The organism is Streptococcus thoraltensis DSM 12221 (genome assembly GCF_000380145.1).
Lineage (GTDB): Bacteria > Bacillota > Bacilli > Lactobacillales > Streptococcaceae > Streptococcus > Streptococcus thoraltensis.
The window spans coordinates 132,854-144,251 of the sequence record NZ_KB904629.1 but is presented as its reverse complement, the minus strand read 5'-3'; the positions used below and the strand labels follow the sequence as shown (position 1 = coordinate 144,251).

Below are 11,398 nucleotides of genomic sequence, written 5' to 3'. Positions count from 1 at the left end.
CATCTGAGCTCTGTCGGCTGAATAGACCTTTTTGAACCTACTTTGACGCACTTGTTGGAGAATTAGCCCCCGCTTGACCTCATTATGAATGGTTTGAGGAGCTTTATCTAGTCGCCTAGCCACTTCACGATTGGAACACCCTTCATGTANCCAACGTTCAATATTTCTACGGTCTGATAGTGTTAAATGTTTTCCTTTTGGTGTATAATAGTCTTGCATCTCAGAGTCTTTCTAATTGTTTTTGTGGTGATTACAATTATATCTCTCTGAGGTGTTTTTTCATACTTTTAAGTGGCTAACTTCATTTTAGAACTTTTAGTTTAAGAAAAAGTTAAGTTTTTAACCGATTTTTACAGTAAATTCTTGACAAACTAAAAAAATAGGTCGCAGGACCTATATCATTGAAAGGGTGTGCATGCTATAATGATACTATCATGGGATAGAAAGTGAGAATGTACATGATTAAAATTTATACCATCTCAAGTTGTACGAGCTGTAAAAAAGCTAAGACTTGGCTCAATGCGCACAAGCTCCCTTATAAAGAACAGAATTTAGGAAAAGAAACACTTACAAAAGAAGAAATTTTGGCTATTTTGGCTAAAACTGAAAATGGAATTGAGAGTATTGTCTCTTCAAAAAATCGCTATGCTAAAGCTTTGAACTGCGATATTGATGAGCTTAGTCTCAGTCAAGTAATTGACTTGATTCAGGAAAATCCACGTATTCTTAAGAGCCCAATTCTAATTGATGACAAGCGTCTTCAAGTGGGTTATAAGGAAGATGATATTCGTGCTTTCTTGCCTCGTAATATTCGTAACGTTGAAAATGAACAGGCTCGTTTGCGCGCAGCTCTATAAGATATAACAGGAAGAAATGCTTAGTTAATTTTGCTAAGCATTTTTTATTATGGCTTCAAGTCCGTTTTATACTCTTCGAAAATCAAAAGCAAACCTTGTTGACTTGCTTTGATGAACACCAGTTCTATCTGCATCGGCGGCGGTTAGTCTGCTTTTGATTTTTATTGAGTATTACTTCGAAGATGCGAAACAAAAAACTACTCGCATACGGGTATGGATTGGTGGCTAAGCAAAAACTCCTAACGCGATACCATAAAGGTGTTCAAGCCCATTGCATAACGAAAGGAGGGAAAGTATAGCACCTAGCTTATTGCACACGAAATGAATGTATAAATATCACGTCACTTTATCGACAAAACACATCTATAATCAATACCGAAGCAGTTTGGGAGAAATTTTTCACAGTATAAGAGTATTGAAATCATTGGAGGCTATGAATGTCAGACCATGTTCATATGTTAGCAAGCATTCCACGGAGACTTAGTGTTGGAAGCTCCATGGGTTATTTGAAAGGTCATGGTGTTTGATAAACGCGTTAATCTCAAATATAAATTTTGGGATTGGCACTTTTGGGCTAAGGGATACCATGTCAGTACCATTGGTCTTAACGAAGCTAGGATAAAGAAAGAAGGATGTTCAAAATCGGGAGGAACATGCTATTGCGCTTGGTAAAATAAGAGCCAAAGCGTATGAAGCTCCCGTTAGGGATCCCCAAAGTTCATTAAAAGGTGAGTGATGAGCCAAGAGCATGAGGCTTGAACAAGGTAAATGCCAGCGTCAGGGCTTATGCCCCGTGATGGAGCTTAACCACTGCAAAAATGATAGAACTGAAATTCCTTGTTTTTTCGGTTTATCATCTATTCTAGAGCTGATTTTTTAGTTGTCTCACAATTTAATTTTCTCGTGTACTTAGCTATAAGTCCCCCACTACAGATGACAATGTTTAATAACTTTTATATTTCAAAAATTCTGAGATGTGATTAACACCCAGAGCGAGAGCTTCCTCATTTGGATTCATTTTGGCATGGTGTAAAGGATAGGGCGTATCAATACCAAGCCAGAACATGACACCAGGGATTTTGTTTAAAAGGTAACCAAAATCTTCTCCTGTCATGGCAGGAAGACATTCAATCAGATTGGTATTTGGTTGTTTCTGGAAAAAATTCAAGAGCTGACGAGCTAGATCTGGGTTGTTTTCCACAGGCAGGTAGCCACTAGGGTTTAGAATGACCTCAACCTCCATGTCAAAACTAGCAGCGACACCTTCTGCAATGGTTTTGACACGTTTTTGAATATGGAGATTCATCTCTTGAGTCAGTGCTCGAATCGTTCCATGCATGAAAGCCGTCTCTGAAATAACATTGTTTGTCGTACCAGCCTGCATAGCGCCAAAAGTAACCACCCCACCCTCAATTGGATCGACGTTACGACTGACAACTGTTTGAACTTGAGTAATAAAATAAGCCGCCGCTACTAGAGCATCATTTGACTGATGAGGAAAGGCTGCATGACCACCTTTACCTTTAAACCTTACTTTGACTTCACACGTTCCAGCAAACAGGGTACCAGTATTGGTCGCAATATCCCCGACTTTCATATCTGGGCGAACATGAAGACCGTAAAATTCATCAGGTTCCCATTCGCCGAAGGCGCCATCTTCATACATGAGCATGCCGCCAGCCAAATTTTCTTCGGCAGGTTGAAAGAGAAAAAGTAAGTTTTCTTTTGGTTGCGACTGTGTCAGTTTTTCGAGAAGTCCTAGAGCAATTGTCATGTGCATATCATGACCGCAAGCATGCATTCGTCCGATGTGTTGGCTGGAAAAATCAAGACCCGTTTCTTCACTGATGGGAAGTCCGTCTATATCAGTTCGCCAACCAATCGTCTTTTGAGCAGCATAGCCTTCAACAAAAACAAGGATCCCTGTGCGCCATGTTTTTTGCTTGACGAAGGGTTTATCTTGGGTTAATTCTGCAATTCTTTCGAGGAGGTAGGCTTGTGTTTTGAATTCTTCTAAGCCGATTTCAGGGATTTGATGAAGGTCTCGTCTAATTTGGATTAAATCTAAAGCCATAATAATTCTTCCTAGTTGTGATAAAAGCTGAGCTATGCTCAGCTTTTTTAATGTTAAAGGTTACGTAGAGCATCTTCCAATGCTGTTTTTTGTTGGGTTTGGGCGTCAATTTCTTTGATGATACGTGCTGGTACACCGGCTACCACAACGTTTTCTGGGACATCTTCTGTGACAATAGCACCTGCTGCAACAACAGCTCCATTTCCAATTTGCACCCCTTCAATAACAACGGCATTAGCACCGATAAGAACATTATCACCGACGCGCACAGGTTGAGCTGAAGCAGGCTCAATGACACCAGCAAGAACAGCACCGGCACCAATATGGCTATTTTTACCAACTGTTGCACGTCCTCCGAGGATAGCCCCCATGTCAATCATAGTACCAGCCCCAATCTCAGCCCCGATATTGATGATAGCTCCCATCATAACAACGGCATTATCTTCAATAGTGACTTGGTCACGAATAATAGCACCGGGTTCGATACGAGCATTGATACGACGCTTGTCTAAAAGAGGAACCGCCGAATTACGACCATCTTGTTCGACAACATAATCAACGTTTTCTGTCATTCCCTCAAGGAGTGGTTCAATATCTTTCCAATCTCCGAAAAGAACATTACTGAGCTGGATTACTGAAGCAGGGATATCAGCAGCCACTTGTCCAGCATATGTTACCTTAACGTTAGTTTTCTTTTCAGCGTTACCAATATAAGAAATAATCTCTTGAGCAGTCATTTTTTGAGCAGTCATTCTAATCTCCTAAGAGTGTTTGGTTAGCCAGAAAACCAACGAGGTAGCAACACAGCTTGACTCCACTCGTAGTGTTCACAGTCACCCAGCTAGGGCAAGATTTAGACAAACCCAACCAAACACCCACTTTCTTCAAAAATTAAGTCGGTTGATGGTATATATTATAACAAATTTTCAGAAAATTTGGGAATAGATGGGCGAAAAAAGGCCTCTCCTGGGAGAAACCTCTTTTATAATTTTGATGTTGGAGATATCATCTTATTTTAGCAAATTGAACAGACTCAATATTTAAAAAACTTGCAACTGATAGTGCGACACCACCGTACAGTGTTGCGTTATCACCAGATTCACTAATTATAATATCTATTTCCCGAGTGAATTTGCTATTTAAAGCGCTTTTTAAGGGTTCTAAGAATTGAGGGAGTTTCAAAAATATTGAGCTATTCACAATAATCAGTTGAGTATCATATAACAAAGCTAAGTTATTAATACCTACAGCTAATTCTTTTGTTTTAGCATTAAGTAATTCTGTAGTGTAATGATCATTATTCGATATTGCGTCAACAATATTGTCTGAATTTGCTTTTTCTAAACCAAAATGTTGACTAAAAGATTCGTATATTGCCCTATTAGAAGCATATTTTTCAAGACATCCATGATTACCACAAGAGCAAAGTTTTCCATTTGGATAAAGAATTGTGTGTCCCATTTCACCAGCTTGTGAATGGGCTCCGTGTAGTAATTTTTTATTTTGAATGATACCAGCACCTATACCACTATGGATGCTAATACTAATGATATTATCAATACTTTGGAAGAAAGTAAATTCGCCAAGCGCTGTTAAATTGGCTTCGTTTTCTAAAAAAATAGGGAACTCGAAATAATTGGTTAGTTGTAGGTACAGATCCAATTGATCTAAGTTATAAGATGGAGTGAAAACGATATGGTTGTGATCCACAATTCCGTGAATCGCTATGGTCATTCCAATGATTCCATGATGTGTCTTAGGCATTTTTTGAATAAGGTTATTCACGATTTCGATAATATGTGGAATACAGTTATGTTTAGTTATGGAAGTTTCTAATTTTTCCTGAATAAAAAAAGTACCATCTAGATAAGCTAGGGCATAGTTAACATAGTTGTAACCGATATCTAGAGCAAGAGTCATCCCGGATGCTGGATTAAATTCTAGAGAAATCGGTTTTCTTCCTCCAGAATTACCTGATGAACCTATTCCGGTCTCAAGAATGATTTGCTTATCTAATAAATCATTGACAATAGAAGAAACGGATGCTTTATTTAAACCAACTTGATTAGCGATTTCAGCTCGTGAAATAGTTCTATTTTCAATAATAGTTTTTAATACTATACTTTCATTTTGCTGACGAATAACGTATTTATCCTGTATCATATAAACCTCACTATGCATTAATTTTAGATGAAATGAAAAAAAATGTCAAAAAACATTGAAAGCGCTTGACAAACTTTTTTTATGGAGCTATACTATCTTCATAAGTTAGTTTAATATACAAACTAACAAAAAGCAAATTTTTAAGGAGGACACTAGCATGTCATATTTTCCACAAGTAGAAAAAGTAATTTTTGAAGGCAAGGAATCAACAAACGATTTTGCTTTCCGTCACTATAATCCTGAAGAAGTTGTTGAGGGAAAAACTATGCGTGAACATCTTCGTTTTGCGCTTGCTTACTGGCACACAATGACTCAAGATGGATCAGATCCGTTTGGTTCACCCGTTAATGAACGTAATTGGATCGGTGAAACTCCTATGGCAACAGCTCATAATCGTGTAGATGCTTTCTTTGAAATTCTTGAAAAATTAGATGTTGATTATTTCTGTTTCCACGATGTAGATATCGCACCTGCTGGAGACTCACTAGAAGAATTTTTTGCAAATCTTGATGAAATTACTGACCACATCAAAGAAAAAATGGAAGAAACAGGAAAAAAACTTCTTTGGAATACAGCAAATATGTTTTCACACCCACGTTTCAATAATGGTGCTGCTTCTTCAAATAACGCGGAAGTATTTGCGTATGCAGCTGCTCAAGTAAAAAAAGGTTTAGATCTTTCTAAAAAACTTGGTGGTGAAAACTATGTCTTCTGGGGAGGACGGGAAGGTTATGAAACTCTTCTCAATACAGAGATGAAATTTGAACAAGATAACATTGCTCGTCTCTTCAAAATGGCTATTGCTTACGGTGAAAAAATTGGTCACAAACCTCAGTTCTTGATTGAACCAAAACCCAAAGAACCTTCAAAACACCAATACGATTTTGATGCGGCAACAACAATGTCATTTATTTTGAAACATGGTCTTGAAGGAGATTTCAAACTTAACCTTGAAGCCAACCATGCAACACTTGCAGGGCACACTTTCGAACATGAATTAAACGTAGCACGTGATTTTGATTCACTTGGATCAATTGATGCTAACCAAGGAGATTTATTACTTGGTTGGGATACTGATGAATTTCCAACAAACATCTATGATACAACTTTTGCAATGCTTGAAATTCTAAAAAATGGAGGTTTGACACCTGGCGGAATTAACTTTGATGCCAAAGTTCGTCGTTCTTCATTTGAAATGGAAGATCTTATTCTAGCACACATTGCTGGTATGGATACCTTTGCACGTGGACTTAAAGCGGCAGCTAAATTGAGAGAAGATCGTTTCTTTGAAGATATCAAAGATAAACGTTATGCAAGCTACAAAGAAGGTATTGGTGCAAGCATCGTTGCAGATAAAGAAGACTTTGAAAGCTTGACAGAATATGCCCTTAAACATGATAATCCAAAATTAGAATCTAGTCATATTGAATTAGTCAAATCAAAATTGAATGATTACCTCGTTTAATCACTAAGATTAGGTGTGTGGAAGTTCTACACCTTTATTTTTGGGAGGAATAGAATGTCTTATGTATTAGGAATTGATTTGGGAACCTCTAGCTTAAAAGGAGTATTGATGGATGATAGTGGCAAACTTATCGTCACTAAATCTGCTGAATATAAAATTGATACTCCTAAACAGGGGTATTCAGAACAACATCCAGAATATTGGGTAGTTGCTTTAGAAACGGTTTTAACAAATTTGTCGATCGAAGTATCTGATTTTGGAAAAGAATTAGTAGGAATAAGTTTTTCTGGGCAAATGCACTCGCTTGTTGTATTAGATTCTAATAATAAGCCGGTATATCCAGCTATTTTATGGAATGATGTTAGAACTACTAAACAGTGCCAAACTATTAATCAAAAATTGGGAGATCAATTATTTAAAATAACTAAAAACATCGCACTGGAAGGTTTTACGTTACCTAAAATTTTATGGTTACAAGAAAATGAACCTAATGTATGGGGGCAGGTAAACAAAATTATGCTACCTAAAGACTACTTAAGTCTTTGGTTGACGGGAAATGTTTATACTGAATATTCTGATGCAGCTGGGACACTACTATTGGATATTGAAAAAAAAATATGGTCTGAAAAAATAGCGAATACCTTTCATATAGATATGAATATTCTTCCGGACTTATTGGAATCTACAGATCAGACAGGAGTTGTGAAAGCTGATATTGCTGAAAAATTTGGTTTAAAACAAGAAGTTAAAGTTTTTGCTGGCGGTGCAGATAATGCAGTAGCAGCTCTAGGAGTTGGTTTAATCAATGAAAATGTTGGTTTGGTTTCAATAGGGACTTCAGGTGTTGTTTCAGCATATGAATCCCAAATAGCCGATTATGAAGGTAGACTGCATTTCTTTAATCATACAGTGCCAAATGCCTTTTATTCAATGGGGGTTACTTTAGCAGCTGGAAATTCTCTTAATTGGTACAAGGAGACTTTTGGGAAAGGTCAACATTTTAATGAGTTACTCTCTGAAGTCTACACTGTAGAACCAGGTTCAGAAGGATTATTATTTACGCCTTATATTGTTGGTGAGAGAACACCACATTTTGATTCCCAAATCAGAGGAAGCTTTCTTGGAATTTCCGTGCGACATGAACGAAAACATTTTTCAAGAGCTGTTTTAGAAGGTATTATTTTCTCTTTACGAGATTCTAAAGATATCATGGAGTCTACTAAAGGAAAGAAATTTAAACAATTACTTTCAATTGGTGGTGGAGCTCAAAATCCAGATATTTTACAAATGCAAGCTGATATTTTTGATGCAGAAATGGTTTGTTTGACTATTGAGCAAGGACCGGGGCTAGGTGCTTGCATGCTAGCAGCATATGGTTGCCAATTGTTTGATACTCTTGAAGAAGTGACAGAGGCATTTGTCCATTATAAAGAAGCAACATTTGTACCAAAGCCAGAAAATGTTAAAAAATATAATAAAATTTATGCTATTTGGAAAAAATCATACCAAGCAACAGCAGATTTATCACATCAGCTAGTTGATTTTAATGAATCCTGACAAATATTCAAAGATGAATTTTTATTAAACAGATAATCAATTATTAATATAAGGAGTACTTTAATGAGTAGCAATAATAATGCATTAAACCATGATGCTAAGATGACTCAACTTCAAAATGAAGAGTATCATAAGTTGACTGTTGCGGAGCAGATAGGTTATGGGTTAGGTGATTTCGCCCAAAACCTTGTATTCGGTACTTTAGGAGGATTTCTTGCCTTATATCTAACTACCGTTGATGCTATTGGGACAGCAACGGCAGGATTTATCTTCTTGGTTGTTCGAATATTTAACGTTTTTTGGGATCCGTTTGTAGGTACATATGTAGACCAAAGAACATCAAAAGCTGGTAAATATCGTCCCTGGTTAATTAGAGGAGGAATTCCTCTGGTTATTTTAGCCGCTTTACTATTCGCTCCAATTCCAGCTTTAAAAGGATCTGTTCCATTTGTTTTTGTTGTATACTTTATTCTTGATTGTGCGTATTCAGTGGTTAACATTCCATATGGATCACTTAATGCCTCTTTGACTAGGGATCCAGAATCTATTGATAAATTAACAAGTACTCGTATGATGTTAGCTAATGTAGCGAACTTGTTAGTTTATACTTTGTTTCCAATGTTTGTGCAAATGGCTGCTCCGGAGGGGCGTAGTCTAAAGTCAACTGGTTTTTTTGGATTAAAACTAGAAATGGGGAATTATACAGACCCATCAGCTGCGAATGCTTGGTTTAATGTTTACTCTGTTTATATGGTGTTAGGAGCTATTGCACTCTTCCTTTGCTATAAACTTACAAAAGAGCGTGTTGTAGCTACTGCAGAACAATCTTCCAAGGTTGGTGCGGCAGATCTTATTTTAGAACTTAAAAATAATCGTCCCTTGCTTATTTTAGGCTTATTCTTTATGATGGCTTTTACATTCATGTTCTTTATGAATACAGTTAATGGTTTCTTCAATCAATATGTTGTTGAACATTCTGAATGGATGGGTGCAGTTGGTCTTATCGCTTCTATTCCAGGTATTGCATTCCCTGTATTTTGGCCGAAAATTAAGAAAATGTTTGGTAAAAAAGGCTTCTTCCATCTTTTTATTGGCATGTTTATCGTAGGTGAGTTACTCACTTATGTCTGGTCGTTGGATGGAATGCATGATACCTTGTGGTTGGCTTATGTTTCTACTTTTATTAAACAATGGGGATTAACCTCCGCTACCGGATTTATGTGGGCTCTTGTGCCAGAGGTTGTTGCTTATGGAGAACTTAAATCTGGAAAACGTAATGCTGCTATCATAAATGCTATTATGGGACTTTTCTTCAAGGTTGGCTATACAGTTGGTGGAGCAGTTCCGCTATGGTTCTTAGCAGCGTATGGTTTCAAAGAGTCAGCAACTACACAGACTGCTAAAGCTTTGTCAGGTATTAACTTCACTGCTATCTGGCTCCCTATTTTACTTGCTATTATTGCATCGGTAATTATCCAAATGTACCCAATTTCAGATAAAGATATTGTTGAAATTAATAAAGAACTTGATAAAAAACGTGTTCAACATCAATAGAAAGAGGAAATGGTATTATGTCACTTATTCAAAATCCAGTGCTACCAGGCTTTAACGCTGATCCAAGTATTATTAGAGTAGATGATACGTATTATATTGCAAATTCAACTTTTGAATGGTTTCCAGGAGTTAGATTACATGAATCAAAAGACTTGATTAATTGGAAATTATTACCTAGTCCTTTATCAACAACGACATTATTGAATATGAAAGGAAATCCTTCCTCAGGAGGTATTTGGGCACCAGATTTATCCTATGCAGATGGAAAATTTTGGCTAGTTTATACTGATGTCAAAGTAACAGAAGGTGCCTTTAAAGACATGACCAACTATTTGACCACCGCTACTGATATTAAAGGACCATGGTCAGACCCAATTAAATTAAATGGTGTTGGTTTTGACGCTTCTTTATTTCACGATGACGATGGCCGCAAATACTTAGTACAGCAAACTTGGGATCACCGTGAGTACCATCATCCGTTTGATGGTATTACCTTAACAGAGTTTGATACAAATACAATGAAATTAAAACCAGAAACTGCTCGTACTATTTACGAAGGGACTCCAGTTGGCTTGGTTGAAGGACCACATTTGTATAAAATTGATGAATACTATTATCTATTTGCGGCCCAAGGTGGAACAGTATTTACTCATCAAGAAGTGGTTGCTCGATCGAAAACTCTTGATACTAATAGTTTTGAGACAGATCCAGGTGAAGTATTCCTTACCAATGTAGATACGCTTGATAGTTATATTCAGAAACAAGGTCATGGTGCCTTAGTTTCAACGCCATCAGGTGAGTGGTATTATGCTTCATTGTGTGCTCGTCCTTGGAACCATGAAGGTGAATCTGCTTATGATCCTAGAGGATGGTCTACCTTAGGTCGAGAAACATCTATTCAAAAAGTTTATTGGGATGATGAAGGATGGCCTCGTATTGAAGGTGGACATGGAGGTAGGACTTTTGTAGAACCACCTAAAGATGGTACTACCACAGAAGTTCAAAGACATCATAGTCAAGAGGATAATTTTACTAGTTCAGTATTGGAATTGGATTGGAATACATTACGTGTGCCGTTTACAGAAGAAATGGGAGAAACTGGTAGTGGACGTTTAACTTTGATTGGCAGAGGTTCTTTGGCCAATACACATAATCTTTCATTGATTGCTAGACGTTGGCAAGCCTTTTACTTCGATGCACAAGTAAAAGTGAAATTTACACCATTTAATTATCAACAAATGGCAGGTCTGACTCATTATTATAACGATAAACATTGGAGCTTTGTTTTTATTACTTGGAATGAAATCAATGGTCCAGTCATTGAAGTAGCAGAAAATAATAGAGGAACCTACACATCTTATTTAAAAGATGATGCAATCAAAATTCCTGAAGGAGCGGAGTTTGTCTGGTTTAGAACAAAAGTTCGTAAAAAAACTTATACTTATGAATATAGTTTTGATGGAACAGAGTTTAACGAAATTCCTGTTACCCTAGATGCAGCAATTTTATCAGATGATTATGTTGTACAATCTTATGGTGGTTTCTTTACAGGAGCATTTGTTGGTTTAGCAGCAGTAGATTATTCAGGTTATGAAGAGAAAGCAGAATTCTATGAATTTACTTACAAAGAATTAGGAGATAGGCTGACCTTAGATGGAAATTATACATGGGAAGCTAGTGAATCTAGATTTGACTAATATAGATTTAAAGTTTGTTTTAGTGTAAGTA

9 protein-coding genes and 1 pseudogene are annotated in these 11,398 nt (G+C 36.9%); 6 read left to right on the top strand and 4 right to left on the bottom strand.

Annotation, left to right across the window (positions count from 1 at the left end):
* On the bottom strand, positions 1–219 hold a 219-nt coding region (locus A3IA_RS0109530), incomplete at its 3' end, for a helix-turn-helix domain-containing protein (RefSeq protein ID WP_018381094.1).
* A 239-nt stretch (positions 220–458) separates the two neighbouring features.
* Here A3IA_RS0109530 and spx point away from each other — a divergent pair.
* Both spx and A3IA_RS12085 read left to right on the top strand, forming a co-directional pair.
* Positions 459–857 carry a transcriptional regulator Spx gene (gene spx / locus A3IA_RS0109525; RefSeq protein ID WP_026217660.1) on the top strand — a complete coding sequence of 133 codons (399 nt, stop codon included), beginning with the start codon at positions 459–461 and terminating at the stop codon, positions 855–857.
* Between the two features lie 325 nt (positions 858–1,182).
* Positions 1,183–1,593: pseudogene (locus tag A3IA_RS12085) on the top strand (transposase).
* A gap of 207 nt (positions 1,594–1,800) precedes the next feature.
* On the opposite strand, the gene A3IA_RS0109515 reads toward A3IA_RS12085, so the two are convergent.
* From A3IA_RS0109515 to A3IA_RS0109505, 3 genes are all read right to left on the bottom strand, one after another.
* The gene (locus A3IA_RS0109515; protein WP_018381091.1) at positions 1,801–2,931 is read right to left on the bottom strand and encodes an N-acetyldiaminopimelate deacetylase; all 1,131 of its coding nucleotides are present in this window, start codon (positions 2,929–2,931) and stop codon (positions 1,801–1,803) included.
* A gap of 53 nt (positions 2,932–2,984) precedes the next feature.
* Positions 2,985–3,683 carry a 2,3,4,5-tetrahydropyridine-2,6-dicarboxylate N-acetyltransferase gene (gene dapD, locus A3IA_RS0109510; protein ID WP_018381090.1) on the bottom strand — a complete coding sequence of 233 codons (699 nt, stop codon included), beginning with the start codon at positions 3,681–3,683 and terminating at the stop codon, positions 2,985–2,987.
* 253 nt (positions 3,684–3,936) lie between these two features.
* Positions 3,937–5,094, bottom strand: a complete 1,158-nt coding sequence (locus tag A3IA_RS0109505) for an ROK family transcriptional regulator (protein ID WP_018381089.1) — start codon at positions 5,092–5,094, stop codon at positions 3,937–3,939.
* Positions 5,095–5,251: 157 nt separating this feature from the next.
* Here A3IA_RS0109505 and xylA point away from each other — a divergent pair, with 157 nt between their 5' ends.
* From xylA to A3IA_RS0109485, 4 genes are all read left to right on the top strand, one after another.
* The gene (gene xylA / locus A3IA_RS0109500) at positions 5,252–6,559 is read left to right on the top strand and encodes a xylose isomerase (protein WP_018381088.1); all 1,308 of its coding nucleotides are present in this window, start codon (positions 5,252–5,254) and stop codon (positions 6,557–6,559) included.
* A 54-nt stretch (positions 6,560–6,613) separates the two neighbouring features.
* Positions 6,614–8,116 carry a xylulokinase gene (gene xylB, locus A3IA_RS0109495; RefSeq protein ID WP_018381087.1) on the top strand — a complete coding sequence of 501 codons (1,503 nt, stop codon included), beginning with the start codon at positions 6,614–6,616 and terminating at the stop codon, positions 8,114–8,116.
* Between the two features lie 63 nt (positions 8,117–8,179).
* Entirely contained in the window at positions 8,180–9,670 is a 1,491-nt protein-coding gene (locus tag A3IA_RS0109490) for an MFS transporter (RefSeq protein ID WP_018381086.1), read from the top strand.
* Between the two features lie 17 nt (positions 9,671–9,687).
* Positions 9,688–11,367 (top strand): glycoside hydrolase family 43 protein, encoded by a 1,680-nt coding sequence (locus A3IA_RS0109485; protein WP_018381085.1) that lies wholly within the window; start codon positions 9,688–9,690, stop codon positions 11,365–11,367.
* The last annotated feature ends 31 nt before the right edge of the window (positions 11,368–11,398 follow it).

Coding starts and splice junctions, on each gene's coding strand:
- spx (WP_026217660.1), top strand. CDS start 459: ATGATTAAAATTTATACCATCTCAAGTTGTACGAGCTGTAAAAAAGCT.
- A3IA_RS0109515 (WP_018381091.1), bottom strand. CDS start 2,931: ATGGCTTTAGATTTAATCCAAATTAGACGAGACCTTCATCAAATCCCT.
- dapD (WP_018381090.1), bottom strand. CDS start 3,683: ATGACTGCTCAAAAAATGACTGCTCAAGAGATTATTTCTTATATTGGT.
- A3IA_RS0109505 (WP_018381089.1), bottom strand. CDS start 5,094: ATGATACAGGATAAATACGTTATTCGTCAGCAAAATGAAAGTATAGTA.
- xylA (WP_018381088.1), top strand. CDS start 5,252: ATGTCATATTTTCCACAAGTAGAAAAAGTAATTTTTGAAGGCAAGGAA.
- xylB (WP_018381087.1), top strand. CDS start 6,614: ATGTCTTATGTATTAGGAATTGATTTGGGAACCTCTAGCTTAAAAGGA.
- A3IA_RS0109490 (WP_018381086.1), top strand. CDS start 8,180: ATGAGTAGCAATAATAATGCATTAAACCATGATGCTAAGATGACTCAA.
- A3IA_RS0109485 (WP_018381085.1), top strand. CDS start 9,688: ATGTCACTTATTCAAAATCCAGTGCTACCAGGCTTTAACGCTGATCCA.